This is a genomic window from Haloarcula sp. CGMCC 1.6347 (assembly GCF_037078395.1).
GTDB classification, from domain to species: Archaea; Halobacteriota; Halobacteria; order Halobacteriales; family Haloarculaceae; genus Haloarcula; species Haloarcula amylolytica.
This window is the reverse complement of record NZ_JAYMGX010000001.1, coordinates 1,353,051-1,374,526: the sequence shown is the minus strand read 5'-3', so window position 1 is coordinate 1,374,526 and position 21,476 is coordinate 1,353,051. Positions and strand designations below refer to the sequence as shown.

Sequence of the window (21,476 nt, the reverse complement as noted above, 5' to 3'; positions counted from 1 at the left end):
ATGCTTGCACCGTGTAATGGGTTCGTGTATCATCTGCGGCAAATCTGTCGAAGGACGCATCTGTGACCTCCACGAGGAGGACGCCCTGTTCGAGTTCCGTGGCTCGCGTGCCGACCAGCTATCGGTCGACCGCTACTACCGCGGCAGTGTCGACGGCTTCGCTGAGTTCGGCGTGTTCGTCGACATCGGCGACAGCGTCACGGGGCTGCTCCACCGGAGCGAACTGGACCAGCGGCTCGACTCCCTCGACTGGGACTCGGGCGACACCGTCTACGTCCAGGTCAAGAACGTACGGGACAACGGCAACGTCGACCTCGGCTGGTCGATCCGCCAGTCCGAACGCGAGTTCCGCGGCGTCCTCGTCGACGACCCGGAAATCGGTCACTCCGTCCTGCTTGAGAACGAAGACGACGAAGACGACGAGGAGGACGAGAAAGCAGCGTCCGAATCGACAGCCGACGAGTCAACAAGCCAGAGCGACGACGAATCGAGTTCGGACGACGACGCCGGCGCAAGCCAGTCTGAATCCGAGAGTACCGCAAGCGCCGGTGCTGTCAGCCGGGCCAGCGACGCCGACCGCGTCGAAGGCACTGCGGCCGTCGGCGGCAACGACGGCGGGTCCAACACTGCCGTCGTTACCGAGTCCGATGAGGAAACCGACGCAGAGAGCGACGAAAGCGAGGAGCAGACGGACGAGGCGACCACCGCCGAACCGGTCGCCGCGGCTATCGGCGACCTCGACGACCACGTCGGTGCGGACGTTCGACTGGAGGGCGAAGTCGTCGGTATCCGACAGACCTCCGGACCGACAGTGTTCGAACTGCAGGACGAGACCGGAACGGTCGACTGTGCGGCCTTCGTCGAGGCAGGCGTCCGCGCCTACCCCGAGGTCGAGGAAGACGACTACATCCGACTGTCGGGCGAGGTCCGCGAACGTCGCGGTGAACTGCAGGTCGAAACCGAGGAACTCGACGTACTCGAAGCCGAGGAGCGCGAGGAAGTCGAACAGCGACTCGCCGACGCCCTCGACGACGAGGCCCGACCTGATACGGTCGACCCGCTCGCCGACGATACGGCGGTCGCGGCCCTCTCCGATGATCTGGTCGAAGCCGCGACTCAGATCCGCAAAGCAGTGCTGACGGACCGGCCGGTCATCGTCCGCCACGCCAACACCGCGGACGGCTACCTCGCCGGCAGCGCGCTCGAACGGGCCGCGCTCCCGCTGGTCACCGAGCAGCACCGCCGCGCCGACGCGAAGTACCACTACTTCGACCGGCGACCCATCGAGGGCGGCGTCTACGACATGGACGACGCGACGAAGGACACGACGACGATGCTCGACAACCGGGAGCGCCACGAGGAGAAGCTCCCGCTGTTCGTCTTCGTCGCCGCCGGCGGCACGCGCGAGAGCCTCGACGGCTTCGACCTGCTGAACGTCTACGGCGCGCCGAGCGTCGTCATCGACGACATCGACGTCGACGGCGCGGTCGTCGACACGGTCGACGCCGTTGTCTCCCCCTCGGCCGACGCTGTTTCAGAGACCACGTCGACGGCACTCGCGGCCAACGTCGCCGCACACGTCAACGAGGACGTGCGCGACGACCTGCAGCACCTTCCGGCCGTGAGCTTCTGGGAGGACATCCCGGAGCCGTATCTGGAGGCAGCCAGCGAGGCGGGCTACGACGAGACCGCCGTGTCAGAGCTCCGCGAAGCCGTCGCGCTGGAGGCCCACTACCAGTCCTACGAGGACAAGCGCGAACTCATCACCGACCTCGTGTTCGGCGACGACGAGGAAGACGTGGGCGGCCTCGCCGGCCACATCGCCGAGCAGTTCCGCGAGAAGGTCGACGAAGAGGTGGCCACCGCACGGGCCAACCTCGACCACCGGAGCGTCGACGGCGTAGACATCGCCGTCCTCGACACGGACGCCTTCACCCACCAGTACGAGTTCCCGCCGGAGTCACTCCTGCTCGATGAACTCCACCGGGATGTCCGCGACGAGAGTGACGCCGTGCTCGGCATCTCGACGGACACGATGTACGTCCGGGCCACCGGCGACCTGGACCTGCACGAGCTGGTCAGCGAAGTCAGCGAGCGAGTTCCCGAAGGCGGCGTCGCGACGCGGAGCGTCCGCGAGGGGACCATCCGCTACCTGGCCGGCGAGCGACCGGCCGTCCTCGACGCCACGCTCGACGTGCTGGCCGACGAACTGTAGCGCAAGAGGCTTTTTCTCCCCGCCGGCTGTCTGACCGGGCATGAGCGACGGCCCCGTCAACGAAGCCGACCTCGACTGGACCGACCACGACCACGGCGACCGGACGTTCAGGCGCAAGCAGCTTGGTGACGCCGCCGGGGGCGAACAACTCGGCGCGAGCCTCTATGCCGTCCCACCGGGGAAACGGCTCTGGGTGCGCCACTACCACGAAGGCAACGAGGAAGCGATATTTGTCCAGGCCGGGACCGGCACGCTCTGGCTCGGCCCCGATGCTGAGGAACACGCACTCAAGCCGGGCGATTTCGTCGCGCTTCCGGCCGGCGAGGAGAGTGCGCACGAAATCGAAGCCGGCGAGTCTGAACTCCGACTGTTGATGGTTTCGACGATGGAGGAACCGGATATCACCGTCTACCCCGACCGGGAGATGGTCGGGCTGTACGCCGGGTCACCGCCGGGCGGCGAGAAGGCGGACCGGACGTTGTCGACGTATCTCGACATAAACGCGGAAAAAGAGTACTGGGAGGAGTGAGCCTCAGCGGCTGCCGACTTCGAACTCCGACAGCATCGTCTGGAGCCGTTCGGACTGCTCGGCGAGCGATTCGATGCTGGCACTGACCTGCGACATGGACGCGGCCTGTTCCTGCGCGGTCGCGGAGGCGGTCTCGGTCTCCGCGGCGGTCGCCTCGCTGATGTCCACGGCCTCCTCGACCATCGACACCGCTTCCTCGGTCGTGGCGGCTTGGTCGTCGGTCGTGTCGCTTATCTCTTGAATCCCGTTGTCAGTCGCCTCGGCGTTCTCGGCCACTTGCGTGAACGTGTCGACGACTTCTTCGACGGCTTCTGTACTCTCCTGCATATCCTGCTTTGCCCCCCGTGCCTCTGTGACCGTGGTTTCAGTCTGGGCCTGGGTCTCCGCGATGAGCTGTTCGATTTCGGTCGCAGAGGCCTGCGTCTCCTCCGCCAACTGTTTGACCTCGTCTGCGACGACAGCGAACCCGTCGCCGCCCGACCCGTTTCCGGCCCGTGCGGCCTCGATGTTGGCATTCAGGGCCAGCATGTTCGTCTGCTCGGCGATGTCGCCGATGAGATCGACGATCTCACCGATCTCTGCCATCTTCTCGTCCAGCCGCTCCACGTTTTCGACGGTCGAATCGATCGCTGTCTGGACCTCTCGGGAGCCCGCTATCGCTTCCTGTGCCGTCTCCTCGCCGGCGTCCGCGATTTCGGCCGTCTCGCGGGACCGCTCCGCGACGGTTTCGGCGGAGGCAGCGACCTCCTCGACAGTTGCCGACAGGTCGGTCATCTCGCCCGAGACGGTTTCGAGCATTTCCCGCTGGTCGGCCGCCCCGCTGGCGATGCCCTGAATCGATTCGCTCATGTCCTCGCTGGCCCCCGTTGCCTCGTTGGCACCGGCCGTGGCCTGGTCGCTTGTCGATGCAACCTCTTCGGAGAATGTCTGTATCTCCTCCATCGCCGACTCCGTCTCCGTCATCATCTTGTTGAACGACTCTGCGATCTGTGCCATCGCGTCACTCTCGCTGTCGGGGTCAATCCGGACCGTGAGGTCTCCGTCGGCCGCGCGGGACATCGCCGCGCTGTAAGCGTCGGCCGTGGCTTCGAGGTGCTCGTTGAACTCTTCGACCTCTTGCTGTCGGGCCTCGGCCTCGGCTTTCGCCTCCTCTGCTTCGGCGATAGCCTGTTCCATCTCGGCTTTCTTCTCCTCCAGGTTTTCGACCTCCTGGGTCTTCGCTCTGGCCTGTTCGAGTTGTTCTTCTGCCGCTTCACGGGACCGCTCGGTCGACGACCAGTGCGCCATCAGCGCCGCAGCCAGCATCAGGACGAACCCCGCGTGAATGAACGCCCACACCCACGGGTTGTTGATCGCCGCTGAGTGGTTGTACACCCGGCTCGGGTCGATCATGCCGAAAATCCCGTGCTGGACGGACACGTACCCGATGCCGAGGAAGAACGGCAGCCAGTCTTCGTAGACGGCGACCACAGCCATCACGACGAAAAAGTGGAAGTGAGCCTCGATGTACCCGCCGGAGAAGTGGACCAGGAACCCGGACGTCGTGACGAGTCCCATCGTCGCCAGCGCGGTTCGCGTTCGCCGACCGAACCAGGGCAACCTCGCCAACACGGCGAGGCCGACGACGACCCCGACCTCTGCGAGAACGTGGAGCGTGTCGATCTCGGGAAGCGTCGCGCCCGTGACGAGCGATTCAGTTCCCGAATACAGCCCGAGTGCCAGCAGGAACGGCACATGCGCAAGCAGCAGAATGAGGATATTACGGTGTCGGCCGCGCCACGTCTCGTCCGGGATCGTATCGCCGCTCGGAATGTACGTAATGAACTCCTGAAACCGTTCCGTCGGCGTCAGTTCCCGGGAACGAGTTTGTGCAGACCCACTGGTCGTGTCTGGCATATAGACTCACTGGAGGAGAGCAGCGACTAAAAGACTCCCCCGGCAGTATCATTCTAAATAACGGAGTAGAGGGTCTGAGACGGACCTTCAACGACTCTGGAGTTGTTTTCAGACGGCTCATTCGCTGCCGACTGCGACCCGGGTCCCGCTACGTATCAGTCGCCGAGACGGACCTGGCTGCCTTCTTCGCACCGTAGTACGCCCACTCCGCGCTGTAACAGAACACGCAGCCGCGGAAAGTCGGCCGGTCGAGGCTCCCGGTGTCGTCCATTTCACTGCTCATACTACTCTTTGGTGTGACAGCACAATGAACCCCACGGCCACCCCGGTCGCTGACGATACCCGAGCGACACGCTTATTCGGCCGAGACGCCGATTTCGCACAACGCCGATGAGCACGGAGACGCCGGACCCAGACGAGACAGAGACCTTCCAGCAGGTGTGTGCGGAGCTGGTCGACCGGATTCTCGCAGGCGAGGTCGAGCGCGACGACGTCGAATCGGCCAAGATCGACGTCTGTCGGGAGTACTCCGCGCCGAAAGTGCCGAAAAACTCCGAACTGCTCGACTACGCGCCACAGGAGCACCGCGAGGTGCTGGAGGAGGTCCTCCAGCGCAAGCCCGTTCGGACTGCCTCGGGTGTCTCCCCCATCGCTATCATGACCTCACCCGAGCGGTGTCCCCACGGGAAGTGCCTGTACTGTCCCGGCGGTCCCGACTCGGAGTTTTCTTCCGCGCAGTCCTACACCGGCCACGAGCCAGCGGCCGCACGCGGCGAACAGAACGACTACGATCCGTACGGTCAGGTCACCCTCCGGCTCAACCAACTGCGGGAGATCGGTCATCCCGTCGACAAGGCCGAACTCATCGTGATGGGCGGGACGATGACGGCCCGGAGCCACGACTATCAGGAGTGGTTCGTCAAGCGAGCACTGGAGGCGATGAACGACTTCGACGTGGACGGAGAACCGACGCCCGCGGAGGACGTGAGCTTCGCCGAGGACGACTACGAGTTCCGCTATCTGGAGGACGTCATCGCGGAAAACGAGACCGCTGACGTCCGCAACGTCGCCACGACGTTCGAGACGAAGCCGGACTGGTGTGATCCGGAACAGATCGACCGGATGCTCGACCTCGGCGGGACGAAAGTCGAGGTCGGCGTCCAGACGACCTTCGAGCGGATCAACCGCGAGATGCACCGCGGCCACGGCGTCCAGGCCTCTATCGATGCCAACCGCCGACTCCGCGATTCGGGATTCAAAGTCGGCTTCCACATGATGCCGGGCCAGCCCGGGATGTCCAGGGAGATGTGTCTGGAGGACTTCCGGCGCATCTTCGACCAGACGGACTGGCGGCCCGACTACCTCAAAATCTATCCGACGCTGATCGTCGAGGGGACCGTCACCTACGACTGGTGGCGCAAAGACGAGTTCGACCCGTTAGACAACGACGAGGCCGCCGAGCTGGTCGCCGAAATCAAGGACATGATTCCCCGCTACACCCGCCTCCAGCGCGTCCAGCGAGACATCCCGGCGGACTTCATCGAGGGCGGCGTCTGGAAGTCGAACCTCCGCCAGCTCGCCTGGCAGCGGATGGAAGAGCACGACTGGACGTGTGACTGTATCCGCTGTCGGGAGGCCGGCCACAGCGACGATGCCGCCGAGAACATCGAACTCGACGTGATGACCTACGAGGCCTGTGGCGGCACGGAACACTTCATCTCCTTCGAGGACTTCGAGAACGACGTCCTCGTCGGCTTCTGTCGGCTCCGATTCCCCAACGACCCGGTGCGCCGGGAGCTACAGGACACCGCAATCGTGCGCGAACTCCACGTCTACGGCAACGCCGTCGGCGTCGGACAGCAGGGTGACGACGAGGACCACCAGCACAAAGGCTACGGCAAGAAACTGCTGGAAAAAGCGGAAACACTGGCCCGGGACGCCGGCTACCCGAAACTGGCCGTCATCTCCGGTATCGGCGTCCGGCAGTACTACCGGGAGAAGCTGGGGTACAAGCAGGACGGGCCGTACGTGAGCAAGCGTCTCTGATAGCCACACAGCTGCAGTCTAATCCTTACCGGCCTCAGGTGTGTCCCTGAGCGTCTCATCGATAGATTACAGCCGCACTGTTGTGGGTCCCGCCAGCGAGAGATGCTTTCATCGCGCGACAAGTGACAGGCGCTGACCGAAAGAACGGCCGCCGTTTGAGGTACTATATGTATATCGACACACCGGCCGAGTGGGCTGGGTGCGCCGAACAGACCTGTACCTGTAATGCCGGGGGTCGGCCCTTATCAGAGTAGAACCGGCGGTAGCGGGCGAGATACGTGATAAGAGTACCTTACTTTGCGATTCGCTCCCGCTAACTAATTAGCATACTATCATCGGCCCAGCCATGGGTAAGATTACGGGCCTGTGGCTATCAGCGATGACGCTACTGGCTGTGGTTGCGGTGTCGACGGCCCCGGTGTTCGGGCCGGGTGTCGCAGCCGCGTCCAATCACGAGACAGCGGCTATCGAGGTGACCGACGCCTCGGCGACAAAGACCAACAGTTCCGGTACGACCAGTGCGCCGTTCTCGGTCGTCTCCGGGATGGAGTTCCAGGTGGAGGTCACGGCTGAGAACACCGGAGACAGCGATGGGACGAAACAGGTGGCCGTCACGGCAAACGGCGAGCGAGTTGCGAAGGTCGACGTCGCGGTCGGCGGCGACCAGCAGACGACGGAGACTGTTCCCGTCACCCTCGACGACACCGGCGAGTACGACCTCGCCGTCGATGGAGTCCCGGCCGGAACGGTAACCGTCGTCGAACCGCCGAACATCACGGTCACCGAGACGACAGTCGACCGGGCTACTGTCACGCGAGGCGAAACCATCGAGGTAACTCATACGCTCGAAAACACTGGCGGGCAAACCGGCGAACTGACGATCATCCCGAAGCTTGAGAACACGGACACCGGAGCGTCCCGGATGGTCAACGAACTCGCCGTCGAGGTCGGTGGCGGCGACACGGAGACGACCTCGTGGACGCTGGACACCGGGAGCCTCGACGAGCTGCCTGCCGGGGCGTACGAACTGCGGGACGGTTCCGGCTCGAACCCGACCATCACCATCGAGGAATCCAAGCAGTTCACCGTCGAGTACTCGCAGCTAAGCGACGACTCGACGGTCACCGGCGAGCCCGTCGACCTGACGGTCCGGATGCAAAACCCCAGAGGCGGGGACGGGTCGGCGACAGAGGGCGTCGTTCTGCAGACTGACGGCTCCGAAATCGCCACCCGGACCGTCGAAATCGAGAACGGCGATACGGAGACGCTGGAGTTCTCACCGAGCTTCGACAGCGAGGGTACTTACGACCTGACTATAAACGGCGAATCGGTCGGGACCGTCGACGTTGCGGACGAGGGCTCGCTCCAGATTCAGGACGCCGGGCTCATCGACACGCAAGTCAATACTGACACGGACACGGGTGGCATCGGGACCCGCGAGCCGGAGCTGTGGGTGACGGTGGAGAACACTGGCGGACAGACCGGAACGATTACGCTGCCTATCGAAGTTGGCGGCACGCAGGTTGGCCAGGAGTCGGTAACAGTCCCGGCCGATGAGACAGTCAACGAGACGCTCCTCTATCGACTCGAAGGAGCTGTTGACGAGGGCGACCACGAGGTCACGGTCGACGGCGTCACCGCCGGCACCCTGACTGTCGGCCAGCCCGATATTCAGGTCACCGACGCGAGGTGGAACAGAACAACGGTCACTCGGGGCGGCACGGCAGAACTGACGGTGACGGCCAGAAACGACGGGACCGTGACCGCGAAGCAGGAGTTCTGGATCGAAACGGAGAACGAAGCCGTCGACGCCGTCTCGTTCGATCTGGAACCCGATGCATCCGATACGGACACGTACGTGCACACGTTCGAGGAGCCCGGCACGTACCAGTTCACGGTCGGTAGCGAGACTCAGACCGTCACGGTCGAGCAGCCAGCGACGTTCGAGGTCTCCGAAAGGGCGCTGAACACGACGAGGGTGGGCGAGGGCGAGAGCGTCGCGGTCACCGCGACGGTCACGAACACCGGCGACCAGGCCGGTACCTACGAGGTTCCGCTTACGGTCGCTGACGAGCGGTTGAACGCCACGGAACTGCAACTTGGCCCCGGGGAATCGACGACCGTCTCGTTCACGGAGCCGTTCACTGCCGTCGGAACGTACCTTATCGACCTCGACGGCGAGCGGGTCGGGACGGTCCGGGTCTCTGAGGCGGCGACGTTCGAAACCACTAGCGTCGACCTGAACCGAACGGACGTCGTCACCGGGGAGCCGATTGAGGTGACTGCCACCGTTGTCAACAACGGCGACGAGACAGGGACCTCCCCGGTGCGCCTCCAGACCAACGACGACATCGTGGACACGACGAACGTCACGCTCTCGGGCGGGCAACAGACCGAGGTCTCCTTCGTCTACGTCTTCGAGAGCGGCGGAGAGTACGACGTGGCGGTCAACGGTGACTCCGGCGGAAACATCTCAGTGACCCAACCCGCGACGTTCGAGGTTCGCGACGCACAACTGAGTAATTCGTCCACCGAAACCGGCGAGTCAGTGGACGTGTCAGCGACTGTCGCAAACGTCGGGACAGAGAGTGGGAACTACACCGCGGCGCTCACAGAGACCAACCAGACGCTCAAGTCCAGAACCATCGGCCCGATTGTCGGCGGTGAAACAGTAACTGTCTCCTTCAGTATCTCCTTCGACAACGAGGGCAACCGCTCGCTCGCTATTGGCAACGCCGCCACCGAAACGCTTGCCGTCGAAGCCGAAAGCAGTAGTGACGGCGGTGGCGGAGGCGGCGGAGGCGGTGGAGGCGGCGGAGGCGGTGGAGGTGGCGGCTTCGATCTCGACGACGAGTCGGACGAGACCGACGACGGCGGCGGCGCAGAGGCTCCTGCGATCTCGCAGTCCCAGATCGACAACGGAGTCACTGTCCGAGTGACTGCCGACGCCGCGAACTCGACGGTCACCCAGTCGCTGAACCGCTCCGGGCCGTCCGAGACCGCGCCGGCGTTCACCCTCTCTGCACTCTCGCTCGACGTGACCAACGACAGTGATGGATTCAACGTGACGATGCTCGGCCCGCAGGCCACGCCGAACGACAGGACCGAAGTTCAGGCAGACGGTGTGCACGGGTACGTGACCGTCACTTCCGGCGCAAATGCGTCTGCCATCAGTCGGGCGAGGTACACCCTACGGCTCAACGAATCGGCGCTGCCGACCAACGGATCGATGGACGCCGTCCGAGTGTTCCAGTACCACAACGGGTCCTGGAGTCAGCTACCCAGTACCGCCAACGCGACGAACAGGTCCATTCGGGCGACATCATCAAATATCTCGACTATCGCTGTCGTCTCCCCGGTCGCTAATACGTCCATCCCGACGACGACAGCCAGCCCGTCGAATACGAATGCATCGACGCCGACGCCCGCAGAACTCACTGTTGCCGATGCATCCCTGATGGCTGACTGGGTCCGGGCCGGCTTCAACACATCGGCGCGAGCGACCGTCGAGAACCCGACCGACGAAACCGTCGAACAGACGCTGACGGTCACTGTCGACGGCGATTCGGTCGCTTCTCGGACCGTTCGACTCGACGCCGGCGAACAAACTACCGTGACGATGGAGTTCGAGGCTGTCGACGGTGCAGTCGCGGTCAACGGCGTCAGTGCCGGTGACCTCCGCGTTGGCTCGAATTCGGCCCCGAGTACAGGCGGGTCCGGGACTGACGAGACTGGTGAAAGCGGCGGCGGTGCGGAGCCAGCCTCCGAGACGGTCTCGGCCTCCGGGCCAGGATTCACCGTTCAGCTGGTCGCACTTGTGCTGGCGTTAATCGGCGGTCTCGTCCGAGTCCATCGTAGAGTGTAGAGGTCGTACGGACGACGGATTTTCCGGCCTCACTACCGGTTCTGTGTATGAAGGTCGACCTTACCGATGGTTTGGCTGCTGGGTAACTAATCCTTTACTCGCGTACCTCCCTGTATGAGCGAGGTCAAAAAACTCTTTGCTGCTGTCACTATCGTGTTCGGCACCGCTGCGCTCGCGTCCGTATTCGCTGTCGGCAGCGTGGGTGCCTCCGGCGCCGGCCCCCAGAACGGTGTATCGGACGCCGCAGTGAGCACACCCGGAGCCGCCGTCGAATCTATTATCGAATCCGACTCTGAGAGACTACTCTTTCAGGCGAACGAGACGGACACACCGACCGACGGCGAGCAGACTGCGGAGGCCCAACAGACGCCGACGGAACAGCCGCAGACAGACTCCGAAGAAACCGAAGACCCGACTGAGAGCGACCAGACGGAGGAACCCACGGAGAGCCCGGAGACACCGACTGAGAGCGAGGAAACGGAGGAATCGACCGAAAACGAAGAAACGGAAGAGCCGACGCAAACCGAGGACCCCACAGATAGAGAACAGGCCGAGACACAGACCCAGACTGAAGAACCGACTGACAGTGAGGAGACCGAGGAACCCACCGACCGTGAGGAGACTGAAGAACCGACAGACGCTGAAGAGACCGAGGAACCCACCGACCGTGAGGAGACTGAAGAACCGACAGACGGTGAAGAGACTGAAGAACCAACGGACAGTGAGGAGACCGAAGAACCGACGGACGGTGGAGAGACTGAGAAACCAACGGACAGTGAAGAGACCGAGGAACCCACTGACCGTGAGGAGACCGAGGCACCGACGGACAGTGAAAGAACTGAGAACGGTACACAGGAGGAAACTGAGGCGGATAGCGATGTCGGCGCTGCCGACACTGACGACTCAGGTGGCAACTCCGACGACGATACCGACTCCAGTGGAGACGGTTCGAACGACTCAGGCGACTCCGACAATAGCGGCTCCGAGGACTCTGACGGCTCGGACAACGACGATGACTCCCGGTCTGACGGTGGAATCTATGACGAGATCACGGGGACGGATGGCGATAACAACGGGACGGCGACCGATGGGGCGAACGCAACCGCGCGGAACGGAACAGCAGGCGGGGGCGCGCCCGCTGGCAACACGGCCGGCGACGGGAACGAAACCGCCGGATTCGGGACCGAAGTGGGTACCGATGGGGAACCCATTCCCGAAGGACAGGGGAACGCCGATTTGCGGATCAGGGAGGCCTCACTGTCGGCTGACTGGGTTCGGGCCGGGTTCAATACGACCGTGCGAACGACAGTAAAGAACGCCCGTCCGCGGCCAGTCAACGAGACACTGACGGTGACGGTCGACGGCGAACCGGTGACGACGGACGAAGTGGCGCTCGATCCCGAGGAAGAGACGGTCGTCGAGACAGAGTTCGAGGCGGTCAACGGAACCGTCCGGGTCAACGGCGAGACGGCGGGTCCGCTCACAGTCGAAAACCAATCCGTTCCGGCCACTGACAGCGACGACAGGGCAACGACCGCGGCACAGGGCCCCGGGTTCACTCTCCCACAAGCGGGCGTCGGTGTCGCGATACTCGCCGTCGTCGGCTGGACGCGTCGGGGCTTCTGACGGCAGCGGGACCATTGAATCGGACCACTGGCGGGCGGTCCGAACTGCTTGTGTGGTGGATTTTTACTCGTACCGCCCGACTGGTCAGTATGGCTCGTAACCTCGCAGTCGTTGGTGCCGGTGGTGCCGGCGCGGCGGCAACGTACGCACTCCGTGATGCGGACGTCGACGTAACAGTGTTCGAGAAGAGCCGCGGCGTCTGCGGGCGCGCTGCGACCCGGCGGCACGGCGACTGCACGTACGAGTACGGGGCGAACTATCTCAAGGCGGACGACGGCCGCGTGACGGAACTGGTCACGGAGTCGCTCCCGACCGAGGGACTCGTCGATATCGAGGAACCGGTGTACGCGTTCGACAGGACCGGGGAAATCAACGCCGGACGGGACGCTGACGAACACAAATGGACGTACGAGGCAGGCATCACACAGCTCGCAAAGCGGCTGTTCGGCGAGACCGACGCCGAGGTAGAGAACGGCGTCCGGGTCGAGCGCCTGGAGCGCCAGCGCGACGGCTGGCGGCTCGAGGACGACGACGGAGCGGATCTGGGGCACTTCGACGCCGCGCTGCTGACACCGCCGGCCCCGCAGACGGCTGACCTGCTGGGGCAGTCGCGGTGGGACCACGACGACTGCCGGGAGCTTCGGCAGGAGATCGCTTCAGTCCCCTATCGAACGGTCATCGCCGGAGTGTTGCACTACCCCTTCGAACTCGACGTGCCGTGGTACGCCGCGGTCAACAGCGACAAGGACCACGACATCGGCTGGATCGGCCGCGAGGAGTGCAAGGACGGCCACGTCCCCGACAGCGACTCCCTGCTGCTGGTCCAGATGAACGAGCCGTGGTCGATTGCGAACTACGACGAACACCCGGACACGCTCGTCGACGACATCGCGACGCGGACGGCTCGACTGCTGGACGACGACCGCTTGGCCGACCCGGACTGGACCGACCATCAGCACTGGCGCTACTCCCAGCCCGAGGGCGAGGTCGACCACGACCTGCTGGCGTGTGCGGCCGAGCACGACCTGCACTTCGCCGGCGACTGGGTGGCCGGCGAGGGGCGGCTCCACGCGGCACTCCGGAGCGGACTGGAGACGGGCGAGGCAATCGCCGACGGCGGCTAACGGAACGCCTTTGGGTGCCCGCCGACAGCCACCGACATGGACCACAAGCGGGAACTGACGAGCGTCGACCTCGCCGCCCTGGAGGGCGAACTCGCCGGCTACGAGGGCGCGAAGCTCGACAAGGCGTACCTCTACCCCGAGGACGACCTCGTCAGACTGAAGCTCCGGGACTTCGACCGCGGCCGCGTCGAGTTCCTCATCGAGGTCGGCGACGTCAAGCGCGCCCACGCCGCCGATCCGGCACACGTCCCCGACGCACCGGGCCGCCCGCCGGACTTCGCGATGATGCTCCGGAACCGGCTGTCGGGGGCCGACCTCGTCCGCGTCGAGCAGTTCGAGTTCGACCGCATCATCGAACTGGAGTTCGACCGCGAGGACGCCTCGACCACAATCGTCGCGGAGCTGTTCGGCGACGGCAACGTCGCCGTGCTGGACGAACACGGCGAGGTCATCGACTGTCTGGAGACGGTCAGGCTCAAATCACGCACCGTCGCGCCGGGGACGCCCTACGAGTTCCCCTCGGCGCGGTTCAATCCGATGACCGTCGATTACGACGGGTTCGTCGCTCGAATCAAGGAATCCGATGCCGACCTCGTCCGGACGCTGGCGACGCAACTGAACTTCGGCGGCCTCTACGGCGAGGAGCTGTGTACCCGCGCCGGCATCGATTACAACGTCGCCGTCGACGAACTCGACGAGTCTGATTTCGAGCGGCTGTACGAGCTCATCGACCAGATGGGGACGCGCCTACGTGAGGGGGACGTGGACCCACGGGTGTACTACGAGGCGCTCGATGACGGTGATGGCGCGGGCAGTGCAGACCCCGACGACGAACCGGACCGCCGACGCGTCGATGTGACACCGATCCCGCTGGAAGAGTATGAAGAACTCTACAGCGAGTCTTTCACGGAGTTCAACCCCGCGCTGGACGACTACTTCTTCAATTTCCAGCGGGAGGAGGAAGTCGAGGGCGGCGAGACCCAGCGCCCGGATTTTGAGGCCGAAATCGAGAAACAGCGGCGCATCATCCAGCAGCAGGAACAGGCCATCGAGGACTTCGAGGCCGACGCCGAGGTCGAACGGGAGAAGGCCGAACTGCTGTACGCGAACTACGACCTCGTCGACGACGTGCTTTCGACGGTTCAGGCCGCCCGCGCGGACGACGTGTCCTGGGACGACATCGAGGCGAAGTTCAACGAGGGAGCTGACCGCGGCATCGCAGCCGCCGAAGCGGTCGTCTCACTGGACGGAAGCGAGGGGACGGTGACCCTTGACATCGACGGCACGCGCGTCACGGTCGACGCCTTCACCGGCGTCGAGAAGAACGCCGACGAGCTGTACAAGGAGGCCAAGCGCATCGAGGAGAAAAAGGAGGGCGCGCTCGCCGCCATCGAGAACACCCGCGAGGACCTCGAAGCGGTCAAGGAGCGCCGCGACGAGTGGGAGGCCGACGACGGCGAAGGCGACGCCGACGAGGACGAGGGCGAGGACGAACCGACCGACTGGCTCTCGATGCAGTCCATTCCCACCCGTTCGACCGAGCACTGGTACGAGCAGTTCCGCTGGTTCCACACCTCGGACGGCTTCCTCGTCATCGGCGGACGGGACGCCGACGACAACGAGGAACTCGTCCAGAAGTATCTGGAGGGCGGTGACAAGTTCTTCCACGCGCAGGCCCACGGCGGCCCGGTCACGGTCCTCAAAGCCACCGGTCCCAGCGAGCCGTCCAAAGAGGTGGACTTCCCACAGTCTTCACTGGACCAGGCCGCACAGTTCGCTGTCTCGTACTCCTCTGTCTGGAAAGACGGGAAGTTCGCCGGCGACGTGTACATGGTCGACCCCGACCAGGTGTCGAAGACGCCGGAAAGCGGCGAATATCTGGAGAAGGGCGGCTTCGCCATCCGCGGCGACCGGACGTACTTCGAGTCCACGCCGGCCGGCATCGCCGTCGGCATCACCTGTGACGACGAGACGCGGGTCATCGGCGGCCCACCGGCGGCCATCGAGGGCCAGGCCGCGACGAGCATCACCGTCGAACCGGGCCAGTACGCCCAGAACGACATCGCCAAGCGGCTGTACCGGGAGTTCAAGGACCGCTTCGCCGACGAGACGTTCGTCCGCAAGGTCGCCAGCCCGGACCAGATACAGGAGTTCCTGCCGCCCGGCGGCAGCCGAATGACTGAGGAGTGACGATGCCGGGAGAGAAACGCTACGCTGGAGGGGGCTGTCCGCATGAGTGACCTCGGGAAAATCGACCGTGAAGTGTTCGATGGTGTCATCTACCCCGAACTGGGGGCAGACCGCGAGGACGTGGTCCTCGGGCCGACACACGGCGTCGACTTCGGGGTCATCGACGTTGACGGGGAGGCGCTGGTCACAGCCACCGACCCGCTGTCGGTGCTGCCCGACCTCGGCTTCGAGCGGGCCGGCCGGTTCGCGCTCGACGTGGTCCTGGCCGACGTCGCCGTTTCCGGTATCCCGCCGTCACACCTCTCCGTGACGTTCACCCTCCCGCCAGAGATGAGCGACGACGAGTTGGCGGCGATGTGGCACGGCTTTGCGGGGCGGGCCGAGGAAGTCGGCGTGAGCGTCGTCACCGGCCACACCGCTCGCTACGCCGGCGTCGACTACTCCTGGGTCGGTGGTGCGACGGTGCTCGGCGTCGGGTCCCACGACGACATCGTCCGGCCGGACGGCGCTCGGCCGGGCGACAAACTGGTCGTCGGTACCGGCCCCGGGGCCGAAGTCACGGGTCTGTTCGCGACCCTCTTTCCGGAGCAGGTCGGGCTGTCGCCCGACCGAACCGCTATCGCACAGGAGCGACTGGCCGACACCGCGCTCGTCGAGGACGCGATGGCCGCGGCGAACGCCGGCAACGTGACGGCGATGCACGACGCCACCGAGGGCGGCATCACCGGCGCGTTCATCGAAATGGCCGACGGTGCGTCGGCACGATTCGACGTGGATAGCGAGGTGATGCCGGTCGCCGAAGGCGTCGGCGCGCTCTGTGACGCGCTCGACATCGACCCCTGGCACGTCAGCAGTTGCGGGACGCTTCTGGCTGCCGTCGATCCTGCGGACGCCGATAGCGTCGTCACCGCGCTCCGTGACCGTGGGACGCCGGCCGCCGTCGTCGGCGAGGTGACCGACGGCTCGGGGCTGTACGTCGACGGCACCCGACAATCCCACCCCGGGGCGGACCCGTCGTGGGATGCCTTTGGGCGCCTGCAGGCGGCTGCCGAGGGCGACACAGACCAGCGGTGAGACACGGAGCCCCTCCCGACGCGAACTGACAGCACGTCACACCTACTGCTATATATGCTTGTAAGGCGTATTATACTTCAATGTGACATATCGTCGTGACTGACGTGGCAGCGACCACGCCAGCCAGGCTACTGTCACGGAGACTCATCATGTTCCAAGAAGCCATATCGTATCCGCGGGACGGCGACAGCGCAGTGAAAACCATCGCTATCGGGGGTGCGTTGCTGTTCCTGAGTTTCCTCGTCGTTCCGCTGTTCTTCGTGTTCGGGTACGTCGTCCGGTCACTCCGGGCCGTGATGAACGGGGAGACGACGCCGCCGGAGTTCGACGAATGGGGCGACCTGGGCATAGACGGGCTGAAGGCGTTCGCTATCGGATTCGTTTACTCGCTGGTCCCGACGGTGATCACAGGGACAGCACTGTTTCTCACTGTTGCCACCTTCGGACCCAGCGAGACCGTCTTCAGTGGCGTAATCACGGGATTGCTCCTCACAGTCGCCGCGCTCGGAATGCTCGCGATTTCCCTGGCCGCAGTGTACATTGTTCCGGCCGCCGTCGTCGCCTACGTTCGGACCGACAGCGTCGCCGCGGCGTTCTCGCCGAGTGACCTCCGCCCGCTCCTGTTCAGCCGCACCTACGCTACTGGCTGGGTCGTCGCGTTCGGTATCAGCCTCCTCGCCGGCGTCGTCGTCAGCGTCCTGAGCGCCACCGTCGTCGGTTCCGTCCTGACCCCCTTCGTAGTGTTCTACGCGTACGTGGCCGGGGCCTACGCTATCGGGACCGCTGTCAGGGAGATGCCGGATATCGCCTCTGAACCCGCGACGCCCGCTGCAGGCTCGGTCGCCTGATTAGTTCGGTCACGGGTTTCCTGTCCCAGCGAATCGAATGGCAGAACACTTGTGTCCCTGAAGCGGACGCTTCAGTATGCAAATACAGAGTCAGGAGACCACCGCCGAAGGGGCAGAGCGCATCGAGGTGGTCCCCGAGACGCTGGACGACCTCTGGCATCTCTCGTACGTCATCGAGCCGGGGGACCTCGTCTCCGGCGACACGACGCGGCGCATCCAGCGCAACGACGACAACCTCCGGGACAAGGGCGGCGAGCGCGAGCCGATGTGGATTCAGATCGAAGTCACCGACGTGGAGTTCGCGAAGTTCGCCAACCGCCTCCGGGTCGGCGGCGAAATCGTCGACTGCTCCCGCGAGGACCAGCTGGGCTTTCACCACACGCTCAACGTCGAGGAACACACCGAACTCACCGTCGAGAAACACCTCAAGCCCGACCAGGCCGACCGCCTTGAGGAAGCCGTCGAAGCGACGGAGAACCCCGACGTGGCAATCGCGACCGTCGAGGAGGGTGAGGCCCACGTCCACACCGTCGCCCAGTACGGTACCGAGGAGCGGGCGACCATCACCTCGACGACTGGCAAAGGGGAGTACGCCCGCCCGCGGAAGGAACTGTTCGACGAACTGGCGTCAGTGCTCAAACGCCAGGACGTGGACGCCTACATCCTCGCCGGCCCCGGTTTCACTAAGCAGGACGCGCTCGACCACTTCCAGGACGAGATTCCGGACGTCGCCGAGCAGATTACCGTCGTAGACACGTCTGCTGTCGGCGACCGAGGCGTCCACGAAGTGCTCAAACGCGGCGCTGTCGAGGACGTGCAACAGCAGACCCGCATCGCCGAGGAAGCCGACTACATCGACGAACTGATGGAGCGCATCGGCTCCGGCTCGGAAGTGGCGTACGGCCCGGAGGAAGTCGCCAAGGCGGCCGATTACGGCGCTATCGAGACGCTGCTCGTGCTCGACGAGCGGCTCCGACTGGAGCGGGCCGGCGAGGGCGACTGGGACATCGACGTCGACCAGATCATCGAGACGACAGAGCAGAAGGGGGGCGACGTGACCGTCTTCTCCGCGGAGTTCGCGCCCGGCCAGCAGCTCTCGAACCTCGGTGGCATCGCCGCGCTACTTCGGTACCGACTCGATTGAGACCGCGGATTTGCGGTATATGTCTGCTACCAGTCACTCTCTCGGTGAAACTCCCGAAACCGTTTTTTGCCCCGCTCACTATTGCTACGTCGTTCCAATGTCTGCGAGGAGTGGGTGATATGTCGTTCGAAGAACAACAGGACTTTGCCAGACAGGTCGCCGACCTGAACAAGTACGGGCAGGCGCTCAATCGGTGTGAGTCCGTCGACGAGGTCGTTTCCCTCACGCTCGAAGCGATGTCGCTGCTGTTCGAGTTCTCCTACTCTACGTTCGTCGAGGTTCGTGACGACGACCTCCGGGTCGTCCACAGCACGAACCCGAATCTCGTTCAGGGCGAGTCACCCAGTGACCTGGCTCGACGGGCGCAGGAGGCTGGCGAGACGGTCGTTGAACAGGGCACTGACGCCGCTGTCACGGCCGACTCGGACGTGACGGGTGCGCTGGCTGTCCCGGCCCGAATGGGTGACGAGGTGACAGCGGTGTTGGTCACTCGGTCCCAAACTGTCGAGGAGTTCGGGGACGAGTACGTCAGGCCGATGGAAATTCTGGCGACCCACGCCGCGACGGCCATCTCCAACATCCGTTCCCGCGAACGGCTAGAACGGGCACACCGGGACCTGGAACGGCGAAAGGAGATGATCGAGATGTACGACCGGCTTCTCCGCCACGACCTGGGCAACGACCTTCAGGTCATCGCCGGGTTCGCCGATGTCGTCGCGGGACAGGTCGACGGCCAGACCGAGGAGTACGCCGGCAAGATACAGCGTGCGGCCGAGAGCGCCGCCGACCTCATCCACCGCGTCGGCGATCTCGTTTCGACGCTCGAAGCACAGGACAACCCGGAGCCACAGGACCTCGCGACGGTCCTCGGGGACACAGTCCGGGATGTCAGAGCCAACTACGGGTCACTGACTATCGATTTCGAGCCGTCAGCGTTCGAGTATCAGGTGTACGGCGGCGACCTGCTCGACTCGGTGTTCACGAACATCATGTCCAACGCGGCGGTCCACAACGAGGACGAGGTCCATATGCGAGTGGCACCGGCGGAGGTCACCCCTGATGAGGTTACCGTCTGTTTCGCCGACGATGGGTCGGGTGTCTCGCCAGACCTGCGCGAGAATATCTTCGAGATGGGCGTGAAAGGACAGGAGAGTCCCGGGACCGGCTTCGGTCTCGGGTTCGTCCGGGCGCTGACCGAGTCCTACGGTGGCAGGGTCAGCGTGGCCGAAAGCGACGCGGGCGGGGCCGAGTTCCGCGTCACGCTCGAACGCGTCTAGCTGACTGTTATCGTCAGACCGTCCTCGGCGAACTGCACGTCGCCGTCGTAGCTGTCCGCTATCGACGCCAGCATCTCCTCGTGTCGTCCCTCCGTGTGTGGATACAGGTGGGTGAGATACACACGTCCGACCTCGGCGTCGGCATCACGAAGCGTCTCGCCGAGCCTCGTCGGCGTCGGGTGGTTCGACACGTCCACGTCGTCCGGGAACGAGCAGTCGTGGACGAGCACTGCCGAGCCGTCGGCGAATTCGACGAGGTCGGTGAACGCCTCGGAGTCCGCGCCGAGCGTTATCGCCGGGCCGTCATCGACGGAGAGCCGGTAGGCGAAACACTGCGTCGAGTGGCGCGTCTTGCAGGTGTCGCCGCTGAAGCCAGCCAGTTCGAACGGTGCGCTATCGAGATCTCTGAGCGTCAGGTCCAGTCGGTCCTGCATGTAGTCGTGTGTTTCGAGCAGGTCCCGAACCAGGTCGCTCGTGCCCGGTGGCCCCGCGATTGTGAGCTCTGTTTCGCCGGCCAGCCAGCGGGCCTTCATCAGCACGTCGAGGTCGGAAACGTGGTCCAGATGGTGGTGGGTCAGCAAGACGGTGTCGACGCCCTCGTAACCCGCGTCTGTTCGGGCCAGCGAGTGTAACACGCCGCTGCCACAGTCGACGAGCAGTCGGTTCCCGTCGTGTTCCAGCAGATAGCCGGACTGCATCCGAGAGCCGGTGGGCATGGCGCTGCCGGTGCCGAGAAACGTGAGACGCATACCGGACGACAGCGAGCGAACGGACAAAGGCGTTGGTGTCTGGGGGTGGGGAAAACCACCAGGGAGCGTCAGCGGAGTGAGGGCGGTGGCCGTCGGCGGGGACGGGGTCAGGGCGGCTCGGGGGCAGGTCACCCGTCGACGGCGCAGTTCATGCTTTGGACGGGGATAGCAAAAGCCCACCTGTGGCTCAAAACGCGTTTTAAGCGAACCCGAGCCGCGACAAAACCGCGAAACGGAGCGGGAGACACTTGTGCGAGCACGACGAGATGCGACTATGAAGAAATCACTCGACGAACACGCCGAGCGGTTCTCCGAGCACGCCGACGCCTACGACGAGGACCAGGATTCGGCGGCGTATCGCGCCTGTGTCGACTTCGTTGTCGAGCACGCGGCCCCCGAAAGCGACGACGTAGTCCTCGACCTCGGCACGGGGACCGGAGCGATTGCGTTCGCGCTCGCGCCCGACGCGCGTGAGATTATCGGCCGCGACATCAGCGACGGAATGTTAGACAAAGCCCGGGAGAAGGCCGACGAGCGAGGCGTCGAGAACGTGAGCTTCGGCAACGGTCGCTTCCGCGCACCGAACGTCGACCGCCCGGTGGACATCGTCACGTCGAACTTCGCGATGCACCACCTCGGCGACGACGAGAAACGCGAGGCAATCGACACCATCGCCGACCTGGGGCCGCGACGTATCGTCCTCGGGGACGTGATGCTGTTCGGCGACGACGACCCCGACGCGCCGTTTTACAGCCCCGAGGTCGACGACCCGGCAACGGTCGGCGTCCTTGCCGACGCCTTCACCGACGCCGGCTACGCACTGACGGGCGTCGAGATGGTCACCGAGCAGGCTGGCGTGCTGGTCGCCGAACGGATCGATTCGAACTGAATCG

General features: G+C 64.5%; 15 protein-coding genes. 12 read left to right on the top strand and 3 right to left on the bottom strand.

The window, feature by feature from the left end; translation table 11 throughout:
* Positions 1-16 precede the first annotated feature (16 nt).
* Together VI340_RS07220 and VI340_RS07215 are read left to right on the top strand one after the other, a co-directional pair.
* On the top strand, positions 17-2,215 hold the full coding sequence (locus tag VI340_RS07220; protein WP_336358092.1) for a DHH family phosphoesterase: 2,199 nt from the start codon (positions 17-19) through the stop codon (positions 2,213-2,215).
* Positions 2,216-2,255: 40 nt separating this feature from the next.
* Positions 2,256-2,744: a cupin domain-containing protein gene (locus VI340_RS07215; RefSeq protein ID WP_008309050.1), complete on the top strand. Its 489-nt coding sequence runs from the start codon at positions 2,256-2,258 to the stop codon at positions 2,742-2,744.
* A gap of 3 nt (positions 2,745-2,747) precedes the next feature.
* Here the strand turns inward: VI340_RS07215 and VI340_RS07210 are convergent, their stop codons facing one another.
* Positions 2,748-4,640: a methyl-accepting chemotaxis protein gene (locus VI340_RS07210; protein WP_008309052.1), complete on the bottom strand. Its 1,893-nt coding sequence runs from the start codon at positions 4,638-4,640 to the stop codon at positions 2,748-2,750.
* Between the two features lie 148 nt (positions 4,641-4,788).
* On the bottom strand, positions 4,789-4,923 hold the full coding sequence (locus VI340_RS07205; protein WP_336358091.1) for a hypothetical protein: 135 nt from the start codon (positions 4,921-4,923) through the stop codon (positions 4,789-4,791).
* Positions 4,924-5,030: 107 nt separating this feature from the next.
* Here VI340_RS07205 and VI340_RS07200 point away from each other — a divergent pair, with 107 nt between their 5' ends.
* From VI340_RS07200 to VI340_RS07160, 9 genes are all read left to right on the top strand, one after another.
* Entirely contained in the window at positions 5,031-6,686 is a 1,656-nt protein-coding gene (locus VI340_RS07200; protein ID WP_008309056.1) for a tRNA uridine(34) 5-carboxymethylaminomethyl modification radical SAM/GNAT enzyme Elp3, read from the top strand.
* 379 nt (positions 6,687-7,065) lie between these two features.
* Positions 7,066-10,551 (top strand): CARDB domain-containing protein, encoded by a 3,486-nt coding sequence (locus tag VI340_RS07195; protein WP_442905117.1) that lies wholly within the window; start codon positions 7,066-7,068, stop codon positions 10,549-10,551.
* Positions 10,552-10,665: 114 nt separating this feature from the next.
* Positions 10,666-12,177 carry a hypothetical protein gene (locus tag VI340_RS07190; protein ID WP_336358089.1) on the top strand — a complete coding sequence of 504 codons (1,512 nt, stop codon included), beginning with the start codon at positions 10,666-10,668 and terminating at the stop codon, positions 12,175-12,177.
* A gap of 89 nt (positions 12,178-12,266) precedes the next feature.
* Complete coding sequence (locus VI340_RS07185) at positions 12,267-13,301, top strand: NAD(P)/FAD-dependent oxidoreductase (RefSeq protein WP_336358088.1); 1,035 nt, start codon at positions 12,267-12,269, stop codon at positions 13,299-13,301.
* A gap of 36 nt (positions 13,302-13,337) precedes the next feature.
* Positions 13,338-15,491 (top strand): ribosome rescue protein RqcH, encoded by a 2,154-nt coding sequence (gene rqcH / locus VI340_RS07180; RefSeq protein WP_336330776.1) that lies wholly within the window; start codon positions 13,338-13,340, stop codon positions 15,489-15,491.
* Between the two features lie 42 nt (positions 15,492-15,533).
* Complete coding sequence (locus VI340_RS07175) at positions 15,534-16,565, top strand: AIR synthase family protein (protein ID WP_336358087.1); 1,032 nt, start codon at positions 15,534-15,536, stop codon at positions 16,563-16,565.
* A 149-nt stretch (positions 16,566-16,714) separates the two neighbouring features.
* Positions 16,715-17,413 carry a DUF4013 domain-containing protein gene (locus VI340_RS07170; protein ID WP_008309068.1) on the top strand — a complete coding sequence of 233 codons (699 nt, stop codon included), beginning with the start codon at positions 16,715-16,717 and terminating at the stop codon, positions 17,411-17,413.
* 76 nt (positions 17,414-17,489) lie between these two features.
* The gene (locus VI340_RS07165; RefSeq protein ID WP_004592649.1) at positions 17,490-18,557 is read left to right on the top strand and encodes an mRNA surveillance protein pelota; all 1,068 of its coding nucleotides are present in this window, start codon (positions 17,490-17,492) and stop codon (positions 18,555-18,557) included.
* Positions 18,558-18,676: 119 nt separating this feature from the next.
* Positions 18,677-19,834 carry a sensor histidine kinase gene (locus VI340_RS07160; RefSeq protein WP_336358086.1) on the top strand — a complete coding sequence of 386 codons (1,158 nt, stop codon included), beginning with the start codon at positions 18,677-18,679 and terminating at the stop codon, positions 19,832-19,834.
* Here the strand turns inward: VI340_RS07160 and VI340_RS07155 are convergent.
* On the bottom strand, positions 19,831-20,583 hold the full coding sequence (locus tag VI340_RS07155; protein WP_336358085.1) for an MBL fold metallo-hydrolase: 753 nt from the start codon (positions 20,581-20,583) through the stop codon (positions 19,831-19,833). The two genes, VI340_RS07160 and VI340_RS07155, sit on opposite strands and share 4 nt — an antisense overlap.
* A gap of 274 nt (positions 20,584-20,857) precedes the next feature.
* On the opposite strand from VI340_RS07155, the gene VI340_RS07150 reads away from it, so the two are divergent.
* Positions 20,858-21,472 carry a class I SAM-dependent methyltransferase gene (locus VI340_RS07150; protein ID WP_336330780.1) on the top strand — a complete coding sequence of 205 codons (615 nt, stop codon included), beginning with the start codon at positions 20,858-20,860 and terminating at the stop codon, positions 21,470-21,472.
* The last annotated feature ends 4 nt before the right edge of the window (positions 21,473-21,476 follow it).

Coding starts and splice junctions, on each gene's coding strand:
- VI340_RS07220 (WP_336358092.1), top strand. CDS start 17: ATGGGTTCGTGTATCATCTGCGGCAAATCTGTCGAAGGACGCATCTGT.
- VI340_RS07215 (WP_008309050.1), top strand. CDS start 2,256: ATGAGCGACGGCCCCGTCAACGAAGCCGACCTCGACTGGACCGACCAC.
- VI340_RS07210 (WP_008309052.1), bottom strand. CDS start 4,640: ATGCCAGACACGACCAGTGGGTCTGCACAAACTCGTTCCCGGGAACTG.
- VI340_RS07205 (WP_336358091.1), bottom strand. CDS start 4,923: ATGAGCAGTGAAATGGACGACACCGGGAGCCTCGACCGGCCGACTTTC.
- VI340_RS07200 (WP_008309056.1), top strand. CDS start 5,031: ATGAGCACGGAGACGCCGGACCCAGACGAGACAGAGACCTTCCAGCAG.
- VI340_RS07195 (WP_442905117.1), top strand. CDS start 7,066: ATGACGCTACTGGCTGTGGTTGCGGTGTCGACGGCCCCGGTGTTCGGG.
- VI340_RS07190 (WP_336358089.1), top strand. CDS start 10,666: ATGAGCGAGGTCAAAAAACTCTTTGCTGCTGTCACTATCGTGTTCGGC.
- VI340_RS07185 (WP_336358088.1), top strand. CDS start 12,267: ATGGCTCGTAACCTCGCAGTCGTTGGTGCCGGTGGTGCCGGCGCGGCG.
- rqcH (WP_336330776.1), top strand. CDS start 13,338: ATGGACCACAAGCGGGAACTGACGAGCGTCGACCTCGCCGCCCTGGAG.
- VI340_RS07175 (WP_336358087.1), top strand. CDS start 15,534: ATGAGTGACCTCGGGAAAATCGACCGTGAAGTGTTCGATGGTGTCATC.
- VI340_RS07170 (WP_008309068.1), top strand. CDS start 16,715: ATGTTCCAAGAAGCCATATCGTATCCGCGGGACGGCGACAGCGCAGTG.
- VI340_RS07165 (WP_004592649.1), top strand. CDS start 17,490: ATGCAAATACAGAGTCAGGAGACCACCGCCGAAGGGGCAGAGCGCATC.
- VI340_RS07160 (WP_336358086.1), top strand. CDS start 18,677: ATGTCGTTCGAAGAACAACAGGACTTTGCCAGACAGGTCGCCGACCTG.
- VI340_RS07155 (WP_336358085.1), bottom strand. CDS start 20,583: ATGCGTCTCACGTTTCTCGGCACCGGCAGCGCCATGCCCACCGGCTCT.
- VI340_RS07150 (WP_336330780.1), top strand. CDS start 20,858: ATGAAGAAATCACTCGACGAACACGCCGAGCGGTTCTCCGAGCACGCC.